The 21,572-nt window shown below is 70.4% G+C and carries 19 protein-coding genes and 1 pseudogene; 1 reads left to right on the top strand and 19 read right to left on the bottom strand.

From position 1 onward, the window contains the following. The first annotated feature begins 223 nt into the window (after positions 1-223). Positions 224-1,036 (top strand): tyrosine-protein phosphatase, encoded by an 813-nt coding sequence (locus tag IE107_RS01240; protein ID WP_189540013.1) that lies wholly within the window; start codon positions 224-226, stop codon positions 1,034-1,036. Positions 1,037-1,056: 20 nt separating this feature from the next. Here the strand turns inward: IE107_RS01240 and IE107_RS01235 are convergent, their stop codons facing one another. From IE107_RS01235 to IE107_RS01145, 19 genes and pseudogenes are all read right to left on the bottom strand, one after another. Then, entirely contained in the window at positions 1,057-1,224 is a 168-nt protein-coding gene (locus IE107_RS01235; RefSeq protein WP_189540011.1) for a DUF6126 family protein, read from the bottom strand. 31 nt (positions 1,225-1,255) lie between these two features. Beyond that, complete coding sequence (locus IE107_RS01230; protein ID WP_189540009.1) at positions 1,256-1,864, bottom strand: helix-turn-helix domain-containing protein; 609 nt, start codon at positions 1,862-1,864, stop codon at positions 1,256-1,258. A gap of 61 nt (positions 1,865-1,925) precedes the next feature. Further along, the gene (locus tag IE107_RS01225; RefSeq protein ID WP_189540007.1) at positions 1,926-3,323 is read right to left on the bottom strand and encodes an aspartate aminotransferase family protein; all 1,398 of its coding nucleotides are present in this window, start codon (positions 3,321-3,323) and stop codon (positions 1,926-1,928) included. Beyond that, a complete protein-coding gene (gene dxs / locus IE107_RS01220) occupies positions 3,320-5,221 on the bottom strand; it encodes a 1-deoxy-D-xylulose-5-phosphate synthase (protein WP_189540005.1) in 1,902 nt (633 codons plus the stop codon). The genes IE107_RS01225 and dxs overlap by 4 nt, the downstream gene beginning before the upstream one ends. Before the next feature lie 115 nt (positions 5,222-5,336). Then, positions 5,337-5,446: pseudogene (locus tag IE107_RS36020) on the bottom strand (flavodoxin-dependent (E)-4-hydroxy-3-methylbut-2-enyl-diphosphate synthase); the annotation flags it as partial. 93 nt (positions 5,447-5,539) lie between these two features. Next, on the bottom strand, positions 5,540-6,559 hold the full coding sequence (gene hpnH, locus IE107_RS01210) for an adenosyl-hopene transferase HpnH (protein ID WP_189540003.1): 1,020 nt from the start codon (positions 6,557-6,559) through the stop codon (positions 5,540-5,542). Positions 6,560-6,564: 5 nt separating this feature from the next. Beyond that, the gene (locus IE107_RS01205) at positions 6,565-7,221 is read right to left on the bottom strand and encodes a phosphorylase family protein (RefSeq protein ID WP_189540000.1); all 657 of its coding nucleotides are present in this window, start codon (positions 7,219-7,221) and stop codon (positions 6,565-6,567) included. Continuing rightward, positions 7,221-9,221 (bottom strand): squalene--hopene cyclase, encoded by a 2,001-nt coding sequence (gene shc / locus IE107_RS01200; protein WP_189539998.1) that lies wholly within the window; start codon positions 9,219-9,221, stop codon positions 7,221-7,223. The genes IE107_RS01205 and shc overlap by 1 nt, the downstream gene beginning before the upstream one ends. A gap of 108 nt (positions 9,222-9,329) precedes the next feature. Further along, the gene (locus tag IE107_RS01195) at positions 9,330-10,433 is read right to left on the bottom strand and encodes a polyprenyl synthetase family protein (RefSeq protein WP_189539996.1); all 1,104 of its coding nucleotides are present in this window, start codon (positions 10,431-10,433) and stop codon (positions 9,330-9,332) included. Next, a complete protein-coding gene (gene hpnE, locus IE107_RS01190) occupies positions 10,430-11,818 on the bottom strand; it encodes a hydroxysqualene dehydroxylase HpnE (protein ID WP_189539994.1) in 1,389 nt (462 codons plus the stop codon). Before hpnE ends, IE107_RS01195 begins: the two co-directional genes overlap by 4 nt. Before the next feature lie 118 nt (positions 11,819-11,936). Beyond that, positions 11,937-12,857, bottom strand: coding sequence for a presqualene diphosphate synthase HpnD (hpnD, locus tag IE107_RS01185; RefSeq protein ID WP_189539991.1), 921 nt, complete (start codon positions 12,855-12,857; stop codon positions 11,937-11,939). 29 nt (positions 12,858-12,886) lie between these two features. Continuing rightward, a complete protein-coding gene (gene hpnC, locus IE107_RS01180) occupies positions 12,887-13,807 on the bottom strand; it encodes a squalene synthase HpnC (RefSeq protein WP_189539990.1) in 921 nt (306 codons plus the stop codon). 444 nt (positions 13,808-14,251) lie between these two features. Continuing rightward, positions 14,252-15,037 (bottom strand): ABC transporter ATP-binding protein, encoded by a 786-nt coding sequence (locus tag IE107_RS01175; protein ID WP_189539987.1) that lies wholly within the window; start codon positions 15,035-15,037, stop codon positions 14,252-14,254. Continuing rightward, positions 15,030-15,959 carry an ABC transporter permease gene (locus IE107_RS01170; RefSeq protein WP_189539985.1) on the bottom strand — a complete coding sequence of 310 codons (930 nt, stop codon included), beginning with the start codon at positions 15,957-15,959 and terminating at the stop codon, positions 15,030-15,032. The genes IE107_RS01175 and IE107_RS01170 overlap by 8 nt, the downstream gene beginning before the upstream one ends. 107 nt (positions 15,960-16,066) lie before the next feature. Further along, entirely contained in the window at positions 16,067-16,939 is an 873-nt protein-coding gene (locus tag IE107_RS01165) for a glycosyltransferase family 2 protein (RefSeq protein WP_189540568.1), read from the bottom strand. Between the two features lie 8 nt (positions 16,940-16,947). Then, on the bottom strand, positions 16,948-17,727 hold the full coding sequence (locus IE107_RS01160) for a CDP-alcohol phosphatidyltransferase family protein (protein WP_189539983.1): 780 nt from the start codon (positions 17,725-17,727) through the stop codon (positions 16,948-16,950). Then, positions 17,705-18,766, bottom strand: a complete 1,062-nt coding sequence (locus tag IE107_RS01155; RefSeq protein ID WP_189539981.1) for an iron-containing alcohol dehydrogenase family protein — start codon at positions 18,764-18,766, stop codon at positions 17,705-17,707. Before IE107_RS01155 ends, IE107_RS01160 begins: the two co-directional genes overlap by 23 nt. Beyond that, positions 18,754-19,491: a phosphocholine cytidylyltransferase family protein gene (locus tag IE107_RS01150; protein ID WP_189539978.1), complete on the bottom strand. Its 738-nt coding sequence runs from the start codon at positions 19,489-19,491 to the stop codon at positions 18,754-18,756. The genes IE107_RS01155 and IE107_RS01150 overlap by 13 nt, the downstream gene beginning before the upstream one ends. Beyond that, entirely contained in the window at positions 19,488-21,257 is a 1,770-nt protein-coding gene (locus tag IE107_RS01145) for a DUF5941 domain-containing protein (RefSeq protein WP_229866658.1), read from the bottom strand. The genes IE107_RS01150 and IE107_RS01145 overlap by 4 nt, the downstream gene beginning before the upstream one ends. Between the last annotated feature and the right edge of the window lie 315 nt (positions 21,258-21,572).

Genomic DNA, 21,572 nt, shown 5'->3' with positions numbered 1-21,572 from the left:
CATCCCCACATTCCAACAGTTCCGCACATCATCGACCATCGCCAGGGTGCGGGCAACGGACTTGCGAGGAATTCGGCGGGCGGATTCGCCGCCGGAGCAACGGAGTTCGCCCGGGTATCGACAGGGAATGGCCGAGATGATTGCCTGAGGAATCAATGTCGTATGGTCGCGGGAGCTGCCTTGCCGGCGACCCGCGTCGGCACCGGACACCCGAGGAGTCACTGTGACCCAGCAGTTGCCGCAGGTACCGTCGACGGAACCCGAGCTGGCGGGTGTCCGCAACTTCCGCGACGTGGGCGGGCTGCCCACCGCGGACGGCCGGCGGGTGCGGCACGGGCGGCTCTTCCGCAGCGGTCACCTGGCACACGCCACCGCAGAGGACGCCTCCTTCCTCGGCGGCCTCGGTCTCCACACGATCTTCGACTTCCGCAATGACGCCGACCGCCGGCTCGACGGCCTGGACGTGGAGCTGCCGGGCGTACGGAACGTGAGCATCCCGCTCTCCGACCCGGTCGACGGCTCGGAGTTCTGGCACATGGTCCGCGACGGCGACATCGCACAGCTGCGCTCGATCCTGGGTGACGGCAAGGGCACGAACCGGATGATCGCCTCGTACCGCTCGATCATCCGGGACCGCACCGCCGAGCACAGCCGGGTCCTGCACGCGCTGGCCGAGGACAGCGTGCCCGCCCTGATGCACTGTGCGGCGGGCAAGGACCGGGCCGGTCTGTCGATAGCGGTGTCCCTGCTCGCCGTCGGCGTCGAGCGCGATGCCATCGAGGCCGACTACCTCAAGTCCAACGACGCCCACCGCCGCTACAAGGTGCGCCGCAGCGACACCTCGGCGCAGGGCATGTCGGCCGAGGTGATGGAACTGCTCAACCCGCTCTTCGGTGCCCACGCCGAGTACCTCGCCGCGGCGTTCGCCACCATCGACGAGACCTGGGGCAGCACGGAACGCTACTTCTCCGAGGGCCTGGGGCTCACCCCCGAGACCCGCGAACGGCTGCGCGACCGGCTCCTCGACGAGGCGTAGGGGCCGCGCGGCAGCGGTGGTCAGCCCTTGCCGGCCACCGCGAAGAGCAGGTAGAGGAAGGCCGCGAAGATGTGTCCGGCGATGAGGTAGGCGAACAGCCGGATCACCACACCGCGCGGAAACTTCCGCTCCTGGGCCTCGTACTTCTTGCTGGACCCGAGCGGGTCGAAGTTCTCTGAATCGGACATGACGATCCTCTCTGGCGACCGGAGACCGGTCTCAGCGGCGATGGATGCCGCTGCCGAGGCACAGCTCGGCAGCGGGGCTCTGCAGCAGGGTGTGGACGAAGAGCAGCTCGGCGCCGTCGCGGTCGACAGCGGTGATCCGGTGCGGGGTGAGCGAGTCGAAGTGCGCGCTGTCACCGGGGGCGAGATCATGCACGGTCTCCCCGAGCCACACCCGCAGGTGCCCGGCGAGCACGTACAGCCATTCCTCGCCGGGGTGGACGCGCACGAGATCGCTCTGCGCGGCCTGCGGAACCCGGACACGGAGCGCCTGCATCGCCCGGCCGGAGCCGCCTGCCTGCTGGTACATCCAGCCGTCCGCCTCGGCCCCCTCGAACTTCCCGCCGCGGATGATCGCGTCGCGTTCCGGGGGCGTCTCGCCGAGCAGTTCGGAGACCGTCGTACCGTAGATCCTGGCAAGACCGAGGAGCATCGGCAGCGAAGGCTGGCGGCGACCCGTTTCGAGCCGGGAGAGATGAGCAGGTGAGAGCCCGGCCCGCTGAGCGGCGGCCTCCAGGGTGAGACCACGACTCCGGCGCAGATCGCGCAGGCGCGGCGCGACTCCGGGCAGCTCGTCGGCCACCCCTCCGTCTGGAGGATTCATGTACCTATTGGGCCAGGATCCTGCCTGAGAGGCAAATTTCTTACCTCTCAGGCAAAAGCACTCAGCGGTTGGCGACTGCCTGCTTCACCAGTGTCCTGCCGAAGTCCCACATCAGCCCACCGCCGCTGTGTGCGTCGTCCATCACAGCGGTGAACGCCGTGACAAACCGGTCGACATCCGACTCGTCGATCACCAGGGGCGGAATCAGCTTGATCACTTCCAGATGGTCGCCCGAGACCTGGGTGAGGATGCGGTGTTTCTGGAGCAGGGGCACCACCACCATCTGCGCGAAGAGCCCCTTGCGGGCCGCCTGCAACATGGTCCAGCGGCTGCGCAGCTTGAGCGAGGTGGGCCGGCCGAACTCGATGCCGATCATCAGCCCGCGCCCGCGCACCTCGTGCAGCAGTTCGTAGCGGTCGACCAGGGCGGTCAGCCGGGCACGCAGCAGCTCGCCGATGCGGCGCGCGTGGGCAACGGTCTCCTCGTCCTCCATCACCGCGAGGACCGCGAGCCCGGCCGCCATCGCCTGGGCATTGGAGCCGAAGCTCGCGGAGTGGACCAGGACCCGGTCCATCGACGAGTAGACGCGCCGGAAGATCCAGTCCTTGCCCAGGGTCGCCCCGACCGGCACATAGCCGCCGGAGAGGGCCTTGGCGACACAGACCAGATCGGGCTCGACACCCTCCTCGTGCTGGTACGCGTAGAAATCGCCGGTCCGGCCGAGCCCGGTCTGCACCTCGTCGGCGATGAGCAGCGCCTTGTGCTTGTGCAGCAGCTCCTGCGCGTCCCGCAGGAAGCCGGGAGGCGCGGCGTGGACGCCCTTGCCCTGGATCGGCTCGACGACCAGTGCCGCCACGTCACCCCGCTTCAGCTCGCGCCGCAGCGCGTCGAGGTCGCCGAGCCCGATGGCGGTGTCCGGCAGCAGGGGGGCGAAGCCGTCCCGGAAGCCGTCCTCCCCGTTGACCGAGAGGGAGCCGGTGGTCAGCCCGTGGAAGGCGTGGGTGCAGTAGAGGATCCTGGGCCTGCCGGTGGCGTAGCGGGCGAACTTCAGGGCCGTCTCGACCGCTTCCGTGCCGCTGTTGCCGAAGAAGACCCGGTCCAGGTGCGGGCTGTGCGCGAGCAGCCGCTCGGCCAGCAGTCCGGGCAGCGGCTGGCAGTCGAAGCGGGTGAGGTCGGCGAGCGAAGCGTCCAGGACGTCGTGCAGGGCCTTGCGTACGACGGGGTGGTGCCGTCCGAGGCCCATCACGCCGAATCCGGCGAGCATGTCGAGGTAGTCGTTGCCGTCCGCGTCGCGGAAGTGGGCGCCCTCGGCCCGTTCGTAGACCTTGTCGAAGCCGATGGTGTGGAGCATCCGGGGCAGCTGGTGGTTGAGGTGTTTCGTGTGCAGCTCGTAGCGTTCGGCGCCGCGCTCCGCGAGGAGCCGTGCCAGGTCGAAGCCCTTGGGCCCGTCGTCCTTCATTCCCCGCTCTCCTCGGTTCTCGTCGCCGCCTCCTTGGCGGCCAGTGCTGCGCTGATCCGTCCGGCGATCTCGACCGGGGTGAGCCCGATGTCGGCCAGCACCTCGGCACGCTTGCCGTGCGCGAGGAACTGCTCGGGGATGCCGAACGTCCGCAGCGGTACGTCGACCCCGGCGTCCCGCAGCGCCTGTCCGACCGCCGAACCGACGCCACCGGCCCGGCTGTTGTCCTCTGCGACGGCGACCAGCCGGTGCCGGGCGGCGAGCGGAGGAAGTTCCTCGTCGACGGGCCTGACCCAGCGGGGGTCGACGACGGTGCAGCGCAGTCCGGCCCCGGCCAGCAGGTCGGCAGCCTTCAGACAGACCGGGGCGAGCACGCCTACGGCCACGAGCAGCACATCGGGGTCCTCCGCCCGGTGCAGCACGTCCATGCCGCCGATCCGGCCGACCGCCGGGACCGGCTCCCCCACCGGCTCCTTGGGGAAACGGATCACGGTGGGTGCGTCGTCGACGTCGACGGCCTCGCGGAGCTGGGCACGGAGCTGGCCCGCGTCGCGCGGGGCGGCGATCCGCAGCCCGGGGACGACCTGGAGCACGGACATGTCCCACACACCGTTGTGCGAGGCCCCGTCGGGTCCGGTGACGCCGGCCCGGTCGAGCACGAAGGTCACCCCGCACCGGTGCAGCGCGACGTCCATCAACAGCTGGTCGAAGGCCCGGTTGAGGAAGGTGGCGTAGACGGCGACGACCGGGTGCAGCCCGCCGGTGGCCAGTCCGGCCGCGGACACGGCGGCGTGCTGCTCGGCGATGCCGACGTCCCAGACCCGGCCGGGGAACGCCTCGGCGAACCTCGTCAGTCCGACGGGGTGGAGCATCGCCGCGGTGATGGCCACGACGTCCGGCCGCTCCGCGCCGATCGCGGCGATCTCGTCCCCGAACACCGACGTCCACGAGGGCCCGCCGGCCGGGGCGAGCGGCGCGCAGGTCAGCGGGTCCATCGCACCGACGGTGTGGAAATGGTCGTTCTCGTCCCGGAGCGCGGGCGGGTAGCCGCGGCCCTTCTCGGTGAGGCAGTGCACAAGCACGGGGCCGTGGAAGCGTTTCGCCCGGTGCAGGGCGGATTCGACAGCCGCGATGTCATGGCCGTCGATCGGCCCGACGTACTTGAGCCCGAGGTCCTCGAACATGCCCTGCGGGGCAAAGGCGTCCTTGAACCCCTTCTTCGCGCCGTGCAGCGACTCGTACAGCGGCTGTCCGATGACGGGCGTCTGCTGGAGCACCTCCTTGCCCCAGGACAGGAAGCGCTCGTATCCGTCGGTGGTACGGAGGGTGGCGAGGTGATCGGCGAGGCCGCCGATCGTCGGGCCGTAGGAGCGCTCGTTGTCGTTCACCACGATGACCAGCGGCCGGTCGCGGGCGGCGGCGATGTTGTTGAGCGCCTCCCAGGCCATCCCGCCGGTGAGGGCCCCGTCCCCGATGACGGCCACGACGTGGTCGCTCCGTCCCCGCACCTGATGGGCCTTGGCGATGCCGTCGGCCCAGCCGAGGACGGTCGAGGCGTGCGAGTTCTCGATGACGTCGTGCGCGGACTCCTCCCGGGAGGGGTATCCGGACAGCCCCCCCTTGCCGCGCAGCTTGGAGAAGTCCTGCCGCCCGGTGAGCAGTTTGTGCACATAGCTCTGGTGCCCGGTGTCCCAGAGGATGCGGTCGGCGGGCGAGTCGAAGGTGCGGTGCAGGGCGATGGAGAGCTCCACCACCCCGAGGTTGGGTCCCAGATGACCGCCGGTCCTGGCCACCGCCTCGATGAGGAACTGCCTGATTTCCCCAGCGAGTTCACCGAGTTGTGCCCCATTCAGCGCCTTGAGATCGTGCGGCCCCCGGATGCTCTCCAGAATTGTCACGTTCGGGCCCTCTCTGGTTCTGTCTCAGCTCACGGTGACGGCGGGAACCCCCGACGGCACCCCGCCTCCGCAATGCCCTCGGCGATCCTCATGGGCTCTTCGATCAACGGCTCGACGACACCCGCACGATCTGACAGCCTTTGACGCCGTCGGCTCCGCGATCCGCTGCCACGTCGCGCCCATGTCCGACGTCCGCGTCGTGGTCATCGACTGCACCGGCACCGGACCCGGATGCGCCGCGAGTGGCGGCGCATCACGAGCGGCCGGGCCGGCAGCCCGGGGAGACCCGGTTCGACCGGCTCGCCGGCCGTCATGACGTCACCGGTTGCCGGAGACGGTCTCGCGCGCCGCGCGCAGGGACTCCTTCAGCGATCCCATGGTGGCGAGCACGGCGGTGGGCTCGTAGCCGCAGTGCGCCATGCAGTTGGCGCAGCGCGGGTCCTTGCCCCGGCCGTACTTGTCCCAGTCGGTCTCCTCGATGAGCTGACGGTACGTCGGTACGTAGCCGTCGCTCATCAGGTAGCAGGGCCGCTGCCAGCCGAACAGTGAGTAGTTCGGAATGGCCCAGGCCGTGCACGGGAAGTCCGCCTTGCCTTCCAGGAAGTCCAGGAAGAGTGGCGAGTGGTTCAGCCGCCAGCGCGACCGGTTGCCGCCGGCGAACGACTTCTTGAACAGTTCGCGGGTCTGATCGACGCCCAGGAAGTGCTCCTGGTCGGGCGCCTTCTCGTAGGCGTACGCGGGCGAGATCATCATCTCGTCGACCTTCAGGTCGTCATTGAGGTAATTGAGGACCTCGATGACGGTCTGCGGGGTGTCGGTGTTGAAGAAGGTGGAGTTCGTGGTGACCCGGAAGCCGCGCCGCTTGGCCTCCTTGATCGCCGCCACCGCCTCGTCGAAAACACCTTCCTTGGCAACCGATTCGTCGTGGCGTTCGCGCAGCCCGTCGATGTGCACGGCGAATGCGAAGTACGGCGAGGGCGTGAATTTCTCGATCTTCTTCCGCAGCAGCATCGCGTTTGTGCACAGGAAGACGTACTTTCTCCGTGCCACCAACTGCCGGACGATTTCGTCGATCTGCGGATGCATCAGCGGTTCGCCGCCCGCGATGGAAACCATCGGGGCACCCGATTCGAGCACGGCACCCATGGCCTGGGCCACCGGCATGCGCTGCTTGAGCACACCGGCCGGATGCTGGATCTTCCCGCACCCCTCGCACGCGAGATTGCAGGCGTACAACGGCTCCAGTTCCACAATGAGCGGGAATTTCTCCCGCCTGCGGAGCTTCTGTTCAATGAGGTACGTCGCAACCTTGATGGACTGACGGAGCGGCATGGCCATCTGGCTCACCTCCTGGGGAGCAGCAAAGATCGGTGCCATTCATGGAAAGCCGGCAGGACGGCACGGAGAACACGGAAAGCTGATATTCCACCGCGTATCGTGCCGATGCGGACGAGCTCATGCTCCGGAGCATCCACGACCACCCGTACGGCGGCAACCGGGCGCGGCCCGGACCGCAGAGCGGTGCGCAGAGTGGCGGCGGACTCCATGTCCACCGCGATCGCTCCGGTGGCCCGCAGCTCGGCCCGCTCATGTCCGCGTACGACATGGGCGGAGCCGGTCAGCGGACCGGTGTGGACGGCGTGGCCGGGCACCGCCCTGGCCAGGGCCTCGGCAAGCAGGCCGGAACCGGTGCAGACCGTGGAGTCCCCGGCTTCCCGGGTCTCGTCGGCGACCACCAGGTCCCCGGGGTGCATTCCGGGCACCAGCCCGGCGCAGAACCCGGAGGCGAGAACCGCCGTGCCGGGCGCCCGCTCCTGACCGAGCGCCCGTGCGACGGCCGTTTCGGCGGCCCGGGGCCCCATGCCCGTACGGAGTACGGACACCGGGCCGGGAGCGGTTTCGACCCTGCCCCGGCCACTGCGCAGGGCGAACTGCTCGATGCCGAGCGCGCAGGCGATCAGCAGCGGCACGGGGCCGACCGTACCCGGCCCGTCGGCCATCAGGCCCCCTTGCGGGTGGCCGTGCGGTCGGCGAACGGTTCGCCGTACACGTACCGCCCGAGTGCGGTGAGCGGGAAGACCTGGCGGTAGAGGTGGTAGTTGATGGAGAAGTCCCACGGGAAGCCGGTGCCCGTGAAGAACGGCTCGTCCCAGGAGCCGTCGGCCTGCTGCGTCTCGATGAGCCAGGACACGCCCCGCTCCACGGCCCGGCTGTCCCGGCGTCCGGCGGCGAGCAGCGCGAGCAGGGCCCAGGCGGTCTGGGAGGCGGTCGAGGCGCCGTGCCCGATCCACTTCTCCTCCTGGTACGAGCGCAGGTCCTCGCCCCAGCCGCCGTCGTCGTTCTGCACCGACTCCAGCCAGCCGACCGCGCGGCGGATCGCCGGGTGCGTCACGGGCAGTCCGGCGGCCACCAGGGCCGGCACCACCGACCCCGTGCCGTACACGTAGTTGACGCCCCAGCGGCCGAACCAGGCACCGCTCGCCTCCTGTTCGGCGAGCAGCCACTCGACGCCCCGCCGGGTGGCACGGTGACCGGAGCGCCCCTCGACGGCGAGCATCTCCACCACGTGCCCCGTGACATCGGCGGACGGCGGGTCGATGACCTCGCCGAAGTCGCAGAACGGCAGCCGGTTGGGGAACGCGCTGGTGTTGTCCGCGTCGAAGGCGCCCCAGGCTCCGTTGCGGGACTGCATCCCGATGTTCCAGCGGACTCCGCGCTTGATGGCCGCCTCGACGCGCGCCCGGTCCGGGTGGCGGACCCGGCGCAGTGCGAGGACCACCTCCGCGGTGTCGTCGATGTCCGGGTAGTTGTCGTTGTGGAACTCGAAGGCCCAGCCGCCCGGGTTGAGCCGGGGTCGGCGCACCGACCAGTCGCCGGGCCGGACGATCTCCTCGCCGAGCATCCAGTCCGCGGCCTTGACGAGCGCCGGGTGGTCGGGCCGGACCCCGGCGTCGGCGAGCGCGATGGTGGCGAGGCAGGTGTCCCACACCGGGGACTGGCAGGCCTCGATCATCCGGGCGCCGTCCTCGCGCCACACCGCGAACCGGTCGAGCGATTCGAGTCCGGCCCTCATGACCGGGTGGTCGAGGTCGTAGCCGAGCAGGTGCAGGGCGATGACGGAGTACACGGCGGGCGGCTGGATGCCGCCCCAGCAGCCGTCGTTCTCCTGGCGCTCGATGATCCAGCGGGCCGCCGAGTTCATCGCGATCCTGCGCAGCCCACGCGGTGCGATCCGGTGGTAGACGTGCAGCGCCTTGTCCAGGCGCTGGAAGACGCCGTCCCAGCTCGCGGCCGGGGCGGGGCGCCTCGGGGGGTTCGGATTGCGCGGATCGGTGTGCAGTTCGTCGAGCGGGAAGGGGGCCGGGCGTACTGGGCGCTTCGCCGAGACGATGGTGAGCGGCACGATGGTCTGGCGGGCCCAGCAGCCGAAGTCATAGATGTTGAGCGGGGCCCACTTGGGAAAGAACATCATCTCGGGCGGGAGTTCCGGCAGGTCGTCCCACTTCCACCAGCCGAAGAGGGCGAGCCAGATGCGGGTGAAGACCCGGCCGGCCGCGATTCCGCCCTGTTCCCTGATCCAGGCCGAGGCGCGGGCCATGTGCGGTTCGTCCGGCCGGTCTCCGGCCAGCCGCAGGGCGACGTACGCCTCGATGGTGGTGGAGAGTTCGCCGGGGCCGTCGTGGAAGGTGGCCCAGGTGCCGTCTCCCAGCTGTTCGCCGCGGATGAAGCGGCCGGCCGCCTGGACGACGGCCGGGTCCTGGATTCCCAGGAACTGACGGAGCAGCAGGTCCTCGGCGTCCATCGTGACGTTGGTGGCGAGGTCGCCCTTCCACCAGCCCTGTTCGTCCTGCCTGCCGAGGAGGTGCTCCACCGAGCGTTCCGCGGCCCGCCTCGCGGCGGTGAATACGTCGTCCGCGGCGATGGTTGTGTCGGTCGGTTCACTGGCCGAGGCTGCCCGGGGATTCACGGCCCCGGTGCTTCCGTCGGTCGTCGCTGTCATGGCTTCCCCTTCGTGCAGTCCGGTCATCTGCTGTGCTGGGGTCTCCGTCGGCCGGTGCCTGATACGGGCACCGGCCGGCGACTGCGAGTCATATGGAGCAGATAATGATCATCTCTTTCGTACGACGACGAAGTCCGCGAGCGCCGTGAGCTGCGCCCGCACGGTCTGCGGCATGTCGACGCGGTGCAGCGCCTCGATGGCGACCGCATGCTGCCGACGGGCCTCCTGGGCGGTCCACTCGCGGCCGCCCGCCTCCTCGATGAGTGCCGCACGGGCGGCGAACTCCTCTTCGGAGAAGCTGTCGAAATCGCTGCTCTTGGCGTCGGCCGCGAGCAGTTCGCCCAGGCGCTCCGATGCCGGTCCGCCCGCTGCGAGCGCGGCGACGACCGGCAGGGACTTCTTGCGCTGGCGCAGGTCGCTCCAGGTCTGCTTGCCGGTGGACTCGGGGTCGCCCCAGATGCCGAGCAGATCGTCGACGGCCTGGAAGGCGAGACCGAGGTGGTATCCGTACGCCTCCAGGGTGTCGGCGGTCCGGTCGTCGGCGCCGCCGAGGACCGCGCCGATGGAGCAGGCGCAGGCGAGCAGGGCGCCCGTCTTGTTGCCCTCCATCTCCAGGCACTCCTCGACGGTGACCCGCTCGCGGTGCTCGTAGGAGATGTCCTGGGCCTGCCCGTCGATGAGCTTGCGGCTGGCCGCGGTCAGCCGGCGGGTCGCGCGGCCCGCCACGACCGTGCCGAGCTCCAGCAGGACCTCGTTGGCCAGGGCGAAGAGCGCGTCGCCGACCAGGATCGCCTGGGCGGGGCCGTGCACCTTCCAGACGGTGTCGCGGTGGCGGCGCTGTTCGTCGCCGTCCATCAGGTCGTCGTGCAGCAGCGAGAAGTTGTGCACGAGTTCGACGGCCACGGCGCCGGGTACGCCGGCCTCGGCCGCGGCGCCCGCGGCCTCCGCGGACAGCAGGGCGAGGGCCGGGCGGACGGCCTTGCCGCCGTCGCCGTCGGCGGGCTGTCCCTGGGCGTCGATCCAGCCGAAGTGGTAGGCGGCGACGGTGTCCATGGGCGGTGCGAGCCGGTCAACGGCGGCCCGGAGCACCGGCGTGGAAAGGGCCCGTCCGCGCTCCAGAAGCGCGGTGACGTCCGTGGTATCGGCCACGGTGTCGAAAGCCGGATTCGCCGGGGTCACTGACTCTCCTCTTGTTCCGGTGGTACTGCTCATGCCGCCTCCTGCAGCGGATGTTCATGGGAGCGGCCGAGCGCCCGGAGCGCGGCGTCCGCCGCGCTGAACCCGCTGCGGACGGCACCCTCCATCGTCGCGGGCCAGCCGGTGGCCGTCCACGCCCCGGCCAGGCAGAGGCCGGGGAGGCGGGTGCGGGCCCCCGGCCGCAGCCGGCCGACGCCGGGGGCGGGGGCGAAGGTCGCCGCACGCTCCCGGGTGACGAAGAAATCCCTGATGCCGGCCCCGCGGGCGGCCGGCAGCAGCCGCTCCAGCTCGGGCAGGTAGCGGGCACGCAGCTCGGCGACGGGGAGGTCGATCTCCTCGTCGGCGGCGGACTGGGACACGGCGAGGTACTGGCCGGGTCCGGTGAGGCCCGAGGCGTCCGTACGGTCGAAGACCCACTGGACCGGGGAGCCGAGCGCGGCGAAGAACGGGCGGCGCAGCACCTTGCGGTCGTAGACGACGTGCACGTTGAGGATCGGTGACGTGCCGATGCCGAGCAGCCGCTCGGGCTCGTCGAGCGCGCCCTCGGGCAGCAGGTCGTGGGTCTCGCGCTGCGGGACGGCGAGGACGACGGTGTCCGCCTCGATCCGTTCGGCGCCGGTCTCCACGATCCAGCGGCCGTGCTCCGTACGGGTGAGGGAGGACGCCTTCGTGCGCAGCTGGGTACGGACTCCGGCGGCGTCGAGGGCCTTGCGGGCCAGCGTGTCGTGGACCTCTCCGAGGGGCACGCTCGCCCAGCCGATGTCGGCGGCGCCGGGCTCGGAGAGGAGTCCGGTCCTGAAGACCTTCGCGGCCAGGGCCAGCGAGGAGTTCGGCGCGGTGGCGTTGAGCGTGGCGACGCCGACCAGGTCCCAGAGGGCTTCGACGGTGCGCGGCGACTGGCCGTGCCGGGCGAGCCAGCTGCCGAAGTCGACGGTGTCGAGCGCGGGGTCGTCGGGGTCGAGGCGGCCGAGCGCCAGTGCGGCACGGCCGACACCGGCCCGCTCGGCGAGCGAGAGGTGCGGGTAGCCGGCCAGTCCGGCGGCGAGGTGGAAGGGTACCGGGAGCCCGTTGCGGCGCAGCCGTCCCAGCCGGGGGCCCGAGGGGCGTCCGACATCGAGAACGGGCACGTCCAAACGGTCTTGCAGGGGCGCCAGACGGGCCCCGTCGACGCGGTCGAGGAACCAGCGGTAGGCGGTGCAGCAGCGCAGATAGACATGCTGTCCGTTGTCGACCGTCAGTTCGCCGCGCCGGAAGGAGAAGACGAGGCCGCCGAGGCGGGGCCGGCCTTCGAGCAGGGTCACGTCAAGCCCGGCGTCGGCGAGGCGCAGCGCCGAGGTGATTCCGGCGAGACCGCCGCCGATGACGACCGCACGGGAGGAGCGGGGGGCACCGTCCGTCATGCGTCCTCCTTTCGCCGGGCCACTTCAGTCTGGGACGCGTCGGTACGGCGCAGGGTTGATCGCCGGGCGGATCGGGTCTCCGTGTTCCACATGGTGCGCGAGATGTCCTCACGGCGCATCAGACACGCCCCCTGGTGGTGCGCCTGGAGATGTACCGGGCGTCGAGGCCGGACAGCCCGCGCACCGCGACGTACGCCTTCTCGTGGCCCGGCAGCGAGACCCGGCCGCGCAGCACCGCCTCGGGGTCGCGTTCGATCCGGTCGAGCAGCCGGCGGTAGATGCCTGCCATGGCCGCGACGCAGGCTCCGCTGCGCCGGTCCAGCATGGGCAGCAACCGGTATCCCTCGGCGAACAGGGCGCGGGCGCGCCGTACCTCGAAGTGGACGAGGCCGGCGAAGTCGGCGCCGGGCGGCGGTGTGGCCCGGTGGAAGCCGGCCGAGCAGCCGAACTTGGCGAGGTCGTCGGCGGGCAGATACGTACGTCCGTTGCCCGCGTCCTCGCGGACATCGCGCAGGATGTTGGTCAGCTGGAGCGCGAGGCCCAGCGTGTCGGCATACTCGGCGGCCCGGTCGGCCCCCGGGGCGCCGGGCTCGGTGCCGAAGACGCCCAGGCTGAGGCGGCCGATGGCGCCCGCGACACAGCGGCAGTAGACCTTGAGGTCGTCCCAGGTCTCGTACGTCGCGCCGCGCACGTCCATCAGTACGCCGTCGATGAGTTCGTCGAGCCCGCCGAGCGGGAGCGGGAACCTGCGCGCGGCGTCGGCGAGCGCGACGGCCACCGGGTCGGTGTCGTCCTCGTCGACCGCTCCGCCCCGGATCCGGTCCAGGACGGAGCGGGTGCCCTCCAGGCGGGCCCGCTTGGTGTCCGCGTCCAGCTCGCCGTCGCCGATGTCGTCGACGCGCCGCGAGAAGGCGTACAGCGCCGACATGGCCTGCCGCTTCCCGGTCGGCAGCAGTCTGATGCCGTACGCGAAGTTACGCGCCTGCTGTCCGGTGACCGCCTCGCAGTAACTGTATGCGGCCTGTACCGGTGCCGACATGTACGTCGTCTGTCCCTCCACGGTCCGGCTCACCCCTCTCTACGCGCTTCTCGCAAGACAACTCCCACCTCGCGCAGCAGGCCGGGCCTGGTGGGCTTGGGCGGTCCGGGCAGTACGTCGAACCCGGCAGCCGCGATCGCGGTGAGGGCGGCGCGCCCCCCTCCCACGAATCCGGCGAGAAGCAGCTTGAGCCTGCCGTGGACGCTGCCCACCAGAGGGGTGCCTTCCTTCAGCAGTTCCCGAGCGCGTTCCGCTTCGTACGCGACCAGTGAACGCACCGATGCGCTCCCCGAGGGGGCGGCGAGACCGGTTTCGTCGACGTGGAACCGCGCCATGTCTTCGGCGGGGAGGTAGATCCGGTCACGGCCGAGGTCCTCGGTGACGTCCTGGAGGTGCTCGACGATCTGGAGGGCGGTGCAGACCGCGTCGGAACGCCGGATGCGCTCGGGGCTGGCGGTCCCGGTGATCTGCAGGACCAGCCGGCCCACGGGGTTGGCGGAGAGCTCGCAGTAGGCCAGGAGCTCCTCGTACGTCCCGTAGCGGCGGACCTTCTGGTCCTGCCGGTTCGCCTCGATGAGCCCGAGGAAGGGTTCGGGAGTGAGCCCGCAGCGCCGCACGGTGGGACGCAGGCCTCGCAGCAGAGGGTGGCGGGGGCCGTCGCCCGCGGTGTCGAAGACCCGGTGCAGATCGGCCTCGAAGGCGTCGAGCACGGCGAGCCGGTCGTCGGTCCGTGCGGGATCGACACCGAGGTGACGGGCGTCCCCGCCGCCGGGGGCGAGGTCGCCGTCGCCGATGTCGTCGACCAGACGGGCGAAGCCGTAGACGGCCATGAGGTCGTCGCGCCAGGCGCGGGGCAGGAAGAAGGGGGCTACGGGGAAATTCTCGTCCGCGGCCTTGTCGAGGGTGCTGGGCGCGACGTCGTCGGGGTGCGCCTGCCGGGTACGGGTCACCAGGGACCGCCCGGTGCTGGGACGGCGTGAACACCTCGGAGCTGGAGATTTTCCGTCATGGCCGTCACATCTCCCGTTCTACACTGCTGACCCAAAACATCCCATTCCGGACACGCCGCCCGCTCTGCCGAGTACGGAGCGCTGCCTACGGGCCGTGCACCAGGCGCTATCGCCCCACTTGCCTCGAATCAGCACCGGTACAGCTTACGTTGTACAAGGCTCATCCATACGGCGGGGTGTTGGGCGCGTCGCCGGTACGCTTCCCGCCCCGCCAACCTTCCCCGCACACAAGGCCATTGGCGTCATCCGTCGGGACGAGATCCGGTGCGGGACATACCGCCGGGCGTGGAGAGTGCCGGCGGCGGTCCACGATCCGGACACCGCAGCGGCCCTTGCCGGAGTACCGGCAAAGGCCGCCTGGGCGTCGCGGGACCGGGAGAACCGCTACTTGCCGGTCTCGCGCTCGTACGCCTTGAGCACCTCGTCCGTGGGGCCGTCCATCAGCAGCTCGCCCTTCTCCAGCCACAGCACCCGGTCACAGGTGTCCCTGATGGACTTGTTGCTGTGGCTGACCAGGAAGACGGTGCCGGCCTCCTTGCGGAGCTCCCTGATGCGCTTCTCGGAGCGGATCTGGAACTTGCGGTCACCGGTCGCCAGCGCCTCGTCGATCATGAGGACGTCGTGGTTCTTGGCGGCGGCGATGGAGAAGCGCAGGCGTGCGGCCATGCCGGAGGAGTACGTACGCATCGGCAGGGTGATGAAGTCGCCCTTCTCGTTGATGCCGGAGAAGTCGACGATGCCCTGGTAACGCTCGTGGATCTCCTCGCGGGACATGCCCATCGCGAGACCGCCGAGCACCACATTGCGCTCACCGGTCAGATCGCTCATCAACGCGGCGTTCACCCCGAGCAGCGACGGCTGCCCGTCGGTGTAGACCTTGCCGTGCTCGGTCGGCAGCAGGCCGGCGATGGCCCGCAGCAGCGTCGACTTCCCGGAGCCGTTGGTCCCGATGAGGCCGATCGCCTCGCCCCGGTAGGCGGTGAAGGAGACACCGCGGACGGCGTGCACCTTGCGCACACCGCGCGACTCGCCCTTGCCGCGGCGCAGGATCCGGCTCAGCGCCGCGGTGGCGCTGCCCTTGCCGCCGCCGGCGCCGTTGACGCGGTACACGATGTGCACATCGTCGGCGATGACGGTGGGGACGCGCCCCGGATTCTTGTCGTCAGCCACGGCCGTACCGTTCCTCTGCCTTCCAGAAGTACACGAAGCCCACGAGGCCGATGAGGACCGCCCAGGCGAGCGCCACGATCCAGACGTGCGCCGGCAGGTTCCCCGCGCCGTACCCGTCGATCAGAGCGAAGCGGACCAGGTCCATGTAGATGGCCGCCGGGTTGTACTGGAGCACGTTGGCGATCCAGTCCGGCTTGTCCTTGAGCATCACCGGGATGGAGAACATGACGCCCGAGGCGTACATCCAGGTCCGCATGACGAACGGCATCAGCTGGGCGAGGTCGGGGGTTTTGCTGCCGAGCCTGGCCATGATCAGCGCCAGACCGGTGTTGAAGACGAACTGCATGACCAGCGCGGGAATGATCAGCAGCCACGAGAGGCTCGGGTAGCTGCCGAAGGCGACGGCCACCGCCGCGAGCACGATCAACGAGAACAGCAGCTGCTGGAGCTGCTGGAGCGAGAACGAGATCGGCAGCGAGGCACGCGGGAAGTGCAGTGCCCGGACCAGGCCCAGATTGCCGGAGATGGCCCGCACGCCCGCCATCACCGAACTCTGGGTGAAGGTGAAGACGAAGACTCCGGTCACCAGGAACGGGATGAAGACCTCCTGGGTCATTCCCTTCCGGGTACCCAGGATCAGCCCGAAGATCAAGTAGTAGACCAGGGCGTTGAGCAGCGGTGTGGCCACCTGCCACAGCTGGCCGAGCTTCGCCTGGCTGTACTGGGCGGTCAGCTTCGCCCTGGAGAACGCCATGATGAAGTGGCGCCGGCCCCAGAGCTGCCGGATGTACTCGAAGAGCCCCGGCCGGGCGCCGCTCACCGTCAGGCCGTGCTTGGCGGCCAGTTCGGCCGAGCTCAGGCCGTCGTCGGCGTATGGTGGGGTGCTCAATGCGACCGCACCATCGTGGGTTGTGTCACTCACCAGATGAAACTCTCGTATTCAAGATGCGCAGCCGGTCGTGGGCGCGGCTCGGAGCGGACAGGTCGCGTGGAGAAGACGTACGTCCCATGCTCTCAGAGGTGAGCCTCTCAGATCACGGGAGGTCGGCCGAGTCTGGTCAGCCGCCATACCGTGCGCCACTTCATCGGACGGCGGGTTCCGCACGGGGTGGACCAGCCTTCCCGGAAGCCGCCGAACCAGGCCTTCAGCGCGGGGCCCGAGGGCTTGCGGAGCAGGGTCAGCAGCAGCCACACCCCGAGGTAGAGCGGTACCAGGGGGGCAGGCAGGTTCCGTCGGGCCAGCCAGACCCGGTTGCGGGCCACCATGCGGTGGTACACGGCGTGCCGCGAGGGGGCGGTCGTCGGGTGGTTGAGGACCATGTCCGCGCGGTAGTCGATCATCCAGCCGGCGTCCAGTGCCCGCCAGGCGAGATCGGTCTCCTCGTGGGCGTAGAAGAACCGGCCGGGCAGCGGCCCGACCTCGGCGAAGACCTTGGTGCGTACGGCGTTGGCGCCGCCGAGGAAGGTCGTCACGCGTGAGGAGCGCATCGGATCGGAGGCACGCAGCCGCGGTACGTGGCGGCGCTGCGTGACACCGGTGTCCGGGTCGGCGATACGGAAGCTGATGATGCCCAGCCCGGGATCGGCCTCGAAGGCCTGCCGGCACAGCTCGGCGGTGTCGGTCAGCGGCAGCAGCCCGTCGTCGTCGAGGAAGAGCAGGGCGTCCACGTCGGCGCCGGACGGACCGAAGGCCTCGATCCCGACATTGCGGCCGCCGGGGATGCCCAGGTTCTCGGGCAGTTCGACGGCCCGCACACCTGCGGGGACGTCCGGCACGGGGGCGCCGTTGCCGACGACCACCACCTCGATCCGGTCGCCGTCCTGCCCGGCGACCGAATCGAGGAGCGCGCGCAGCTCGGCCGGCCGGTTGCCCATCGTGATGACGACCGCGCCGAGTTTCATGGGCTTGCTCACTTCAGCCTGCTCGACGCCAGGATCGACACCAGATGCAGGAGCGTCTGCAGCAGCGCGATGCCGGCCAGCACCGCGACCATGAGACGGCTGAAGAACAGATCGTCGCGGACCGTGTCGAGGACGGCGGCCACCAGGATGACCAGTGATGCCTCGACCCCGAGGATCAGCCGGTGGAACTTGAGCGCGCCGGCGGCCCGGCGGGCGAGCGCCATCCCGGACGAGCGCGGCTCCGAGGCGGCCTCCTTGACCGGCGGCAGCCCGCCCTGGTGGCGGGCGACGCCGACCAGGTCGGTCTCGGCCTTGATCAGGATGGCGCCGAGGGCCGCGAGCGTGCCCAGGAAGGCCCAGAGCCAGTCGATCCGCCCGGTGCCCCACAGGTCGGCGGCTCGCAGGCCGAAGCCGACCAGCACGGCCGCGTCGCAGAGGTACGCGCCGACCCGGTCCAGGTAGACCCCGCCCAGCGAGAACTGCTTCTTCCAGCGGGCCACCTCGCCGTCGACACAGTCGAGCAGGAGGTAGAGCTGGACCATGAGCACCCCGAGCAGCGCACCGGGAATGCCCGGGACGAGCAGGGCAGGCGCGGAGAGCACTCCGGCGACCGTCATCAGATAGGTCAGCTGGTTGGGAGTGACCCTGGTGTTCACCAGGTGCCGGTCGATGCGCAGCGAGATCTCGCGCATGTAGAGCCGACCAGCCCAGTGCTCACCGCTGCGCCGGTCCTTCACACCCGGGGGGTGCACGACCGGACGGAGTTCAGCTATGGATGGCTTTTGCATAGTCGGCGTACGCGTCCCTGATCTGATCGGTGGACAGTTTGAGGTGTTCCAGGACGGTGAACCGCCCCGGGCGGGTCTGCGGTGCGTATGCGACGGCCCGGACGAACTCGTCGGTGGTGAACCCGATCTCGTCGGGCATGACCGGCAGACCGTGACGGCGCAGGGTGGCTGCCATGAGCAGCGACTCCTCGCGCGCGCCGCGCAGGTGCATGGCGAAGCAGGCGCCGAGGCCGACCTGCTCACCGTGGCTGGCGGCGCGCTTGGGGTACAGCAGGTCGAAGGCGTGGTTGATCTCGTGGCAGGCGCCCGAGGCCGGCCGGGAGTCCCCGGCGACGGACATCGAGATGCCGGTCAGCACGAGGCCCTCGGCCAGCACCTTGAGAAAGGCGTCGTCGCCGATCCCGCCGGGGTGGCGCAGCACGGCCTCACCGGCCTGGCGGGCCATGGCGGCGGCGAGGCCGTCGATCTCCTCGCCGTTGACCTCGTGGGCGAGTTCCCAGTCGGCCACGCAGGAGACGTTGGAGACCGCGTCGCCGATGCCGGAGCGCACGAAGCGGGCCGGCGCCTGGCGGACGATGTCGAGGTCGATGACCACGGCGATCGGGGTGGGGACTCCGTAGGAGCCGCGGCCGTTGTCGTTGTCGAGCGTCGCGACGGGCGAGCACAGGCCGTCGTGGGCGAGGTTGGTCGCCACCGCGACCATGGGCAGCCCGACCCGCGCCGCCGCGTACTTCGCCACGTCGACGATCTTGCCGCCGCCGAGGCCGACCACGGCGTCGTAGCGGTTGCCCTTGATGTCGTCGGCCAGCTTGACCGCCGAGTCGAGGGTGCCGTCGGCCACGGGATACCAGTGGGCACCGGGCAGCGCGGGAGTCAGCCGCTCCCGCAGGGCGCGCCCCGAGCCGTCGCTGATCGCGACGGCCAGCTTGCCGGAGGCGGAGATCCGCTGGTCCGCGAGGAGGCCGGCCAGGTCGTCCAGAGCGCCGCGACGGATGTCGACGACGACCGGGGACGGGATGAGCCGGGTCAGTACTGGCACGCGATCTCACGGCCCTTCGCGAGGTCGTCGTGGTTGTCGATCTCCACCCACGTCACTTCGCCGATGGGTGCCACGTCGACGGTGAAGCCGCGGTTCACGAGCTCCTGGTAGCCGTCCTCGTAGTAGAGGTCGGGGTCGCGCTCGAAGGTCGTCCTCAGAGCGTCCGCGAGCTCCGCGGCGGCCTCGGGCTCGATGAGGGTGACGCCGATGTACTCACCGGTCGCGGTGGCCGGGTCCATCAGCTTGGTGATGCGCCGCACACCTTTGCCGTCCTCGGTGACGACCTTCATCTCCTCGTCGGCGAGGTGCTTCACCGTGTCGAGAGCGAGGATGATCTTCTGGCCGTTGCCCCGGGCGGCGAGCAGGGTCTTCTCGACGGAGACGGGGTGGACGGTGTCGCCGTTGGCCAGGATGACACCGCGCCCCAGGACCTCGCGGGCGCACCACAGGGAGTAGGCGTTGTTCCACTCCTCGGCCTTGTCGTTGTCGATCAGGGTGAGGGTCACGCCGTACTTGGCCTCCAGCTCGGCCTTGCGGTCGTACACGGCTTCCTTGCGGTAGCCGACGACGACCGCGACCTCGGTGAGGCCGATCTCCGCGAAGTTGGCCAGCGTGAGGTCCAGTACCGTCTTCTCGCCGTCGACAGGCACGAGCGCCTTCGGGAGCGTGTCGGTGTAGGGACGCAGACGCCGTCCTGCACCGGCTGCCAGTACGAGGCCGATCATGCGGGTTCTCCTTCGTCGTGAACGGCGGGTGCTCCGGAGGACACCCAGAAGCGGATGGACTCCACGAGCACCACCAGGGCCACCGCCACGGCGAGCGTGGTGAGTGCCACGGTGAAAGCCGGATGCTGAGTGAATACGGCGGCGAGTACGGCCACCACCAGGGTGCGGCCCTCGTGCCCACCGATCGTGCGTACCAGCCACTGGGGCGGCGCACCGGTGCCGCCGCGGATGCGGTACACCGTGTCGTAGTGATGGTAGGCGACGGCCGAGACCAGCCCGAAAGCCGCGGGAAGGGCTCCCTGGACATCGCTGCGGGCCGCGAGGATCAGGACGGTGCAGTACTCGGCCGCCCTGAATATCGGGGGCACGAGCCAGTCCAACGCACCCTTGAGGGGGCGGGAGACGGCCATGCCGGAGAACATCGCGCAGACCACGGCCGCCAGGATGGTGTGCCAGCTGCCGAAGGGCTGCGAGAGCGCGGAGGCGATCATGAGCGCCCCGGCGAGCAGGGCCGTGACCGGGGGGCTCCAGCGGCCACCGAGCCGGGGCCCGACCGCGGCGACGGTCTCGGCCAGCGGGCCGGAGTCGGCGAGGTCCGCGAGGGCCCGCGCGGCGCGGTCGGTGCGCTCGGCCTTGCGGGTCAGGGAGCGCAGCAGCCGTCCCGCGGTGGTGTAGCAGGCGGCGAAGGAGCAGCCGACGAGCAGGGCGTAGAAGACGATCCGGGGGGTGGTCACCGCGGTCAGCACCGCGATCATCGCCCAGCGCTCACCGATCGGCAGCACTATCATCCGGCGCAGCCAGACGGTCCAGCCGACGCTGTCGAGCCGGTCGGAGAGTGCTGCCGTGGGGCTCGAATTGGCCACCGCGTCGTGGTTGGCCTCGTTGAACGAGAAGTCGATGACGTGCCGGCAGGCCTGGAGCACCATCGCGCCGAGGGCGAGCGCCCATACGTCGTCCCCGCCGCGGGCGGCGCCGAGCGCGAGGCCCGCGTAGTAGGCGTACTCCTTGGCCCGGTCGAAGGTCGCGTCCAGCCAGGCGCCCATCGTCGAGTACTGGAGCGAGTAGCGGGCGAGCTGCCCGTCGGTGCAGTCCAGGACGAAGGAGAGGAGCAGCAGCAGCCCGGCGGCGATGTAGCCGCCGCGGGTGCCGGTCGCCGCGCTGCCGGCCGCTATCAGCGCGGTCAGCAGGGACGCGGTGGTGACCTGGTTCGGTGTGAGGCCGCGGCGGGCGCACCAGCGGGCGATGTAGCGGGAGTACGGGCTGATGAAGAACGTGGTGAAGAAGCCGTCGTGGGCCTTCACTGCGCTGCGCAGCCGCACCGCCTCGTCGTCGACCGCGGCGCGGTCGCTCAGGGCGGCCTCGCGTGCCGCGTCGTCGACCGGCACGGCCGCGACCAGCGAGCCCAGCTCGGGACGCTGCACGGCGGTGCCCTCGGCGTCCATGGTGACGGCGATGCGGCCGGGCACGGTGCGGTCGATGACCGGTGCGTCCGGCCTGCCCGTGGGTACGCCGGCGCCGACGGCCTCGGCCGTGGTGTCCAGGGCCCGGACGAGCGCGGGGCGTGCCTCCGGCTGCGCGGTGAGCGCGCCGGGCACGGTGGCGGCGGGGAAGCGCGGGTCGGTCAGTCCGAGCCGCAGGGCGTGGACATGCCCGACGAATCGGGGGTCGACCAGTGCGACGCGGCGGTCTGCGGGGACGGCCGAGAGCAGCCGTGCGGCCTCGGACACATCGGCGGCGGCCTGTACGTCGAAGCCCAGTGACCGCAGATCGTCCGCGAGCGACGATCCGGGTACCGGTGCACCGGTGAGGATGGCGGTCGACAGACGAACTCACTCCTTGGTGCTGACGGGGTCGGCGCGCGACAGTGCGGCCCGGAGGCGGGCCGGCGGCACGTCGGCAGAGGCTATCGGATGAACGGAAGCGCGAGTTCACTGCCTGTTTGCGCTCTGTTCGAGGTGGACCGGCATCATGCGACGCCGCCCGCGATCATCATCGTCGATCGCCGCCTCGCCTGACAAAACGCGTCGGCGCGACCCGCTCCCGACCATCGCGCCGCCGCCCTGACCTGCAAGCGTTTCCGC

Origin of the sequence: Streptomyces gelaticus, assembly GCF_014649535.1 — a bacterium.
In the GTDB taxonomy this organism is placed as follows: Bacteria; Actinomycetota; Actinomycetes; order Streptomycetales; family Streptomycetaceae; genus Streptomyces; species Streptomyces gelaticus.
Note: the sequence above shows the minus strand (reverse complement) of the source record. Positions and strands in the feature narration are given on the sequence as shown.

Coding starts and splice junctions, on each gene's coding strand:
- IE107_RS01235 (WP_189540011.1), bottom strand. CDS start 1,224: ATGTCCGATTCAGAGAACTTCGACCCGCTCGGGTCCAGCAAGAAGTAC.
- IE107_RS01230 (WP_189540009.1), bottom strand. CDS start 1,864: ATGAATCCTCCAGACGGAGGGGTGGCCGACGAGCTGCCCGGAGTCGCG.
- IE107_RS01225 (WP_189540007.1), bottom strand. CDS start 3,323: ATGAAGGACGACGGGCCCAAGGGCTTCGACCTGGCACGGCTCCTCGCG.
- hpnH (WP_189540003.1), bottom strand. CDS start 6,559: ATGGCCATGCCGCTCCGTCAGTCCATCAAGGTTGCGACGTACCTCATT.
- IE107_RS01205 (WP_189540000.1), bottom strand. CDS start 7,221: ATGGCCGACGGGCCGGGTACGGTCGGCCCCGTGCCGCTGCTGATCGCC.
- shc (WP_189539998.1), bottom strand. CDS start 9,221: ATGACAGCGACGACCGACGGAAGCACCGGGGCCGTGAATCCCCGGGCA.
- IE107_RS01195 (WP_189539996.1), bottom strand. CDS start 10,433: ATGAGCAGTACCACCGGAACAAGAGGAGAGTCAGTGACCCCGGCGAAT.
- hpnE (WP_189539994.1), bottom strand. CDS start 11,818: ATGACGGACGGTGCCCCCCGCTCCTCCCGTGCGGTCGTCATCGGCGGC.
- hpnD (WP_189539991.1), bottom strand. CDS start 12,857: ATGTCGGCACCGGTACAGGCCGCATACAGTTACTGCGAGGCGGTCACC.
- IE107_RS01165 (WP_189540568.1), bottom strand. CDS start 16,939: ATGAAACTCGGCGCGGTCGTCATCACGATGGGCAACCGGCCGGCCGAG.
- IE107_RS01160 (WP_189539983.1), bottom strand. CDS start 17,727: ATGCAAAAGCCATCCATAGCTGAACTCCGTCCGGTCGTGCACCCCCCG.
- IE107_RS01150 (WP_189539978.1), bottom strand. CDS start 19,491: ATGATCGGCCTCGTACTGGCAGCCGGTGCAGGACGGCGTCTGCGTCCC.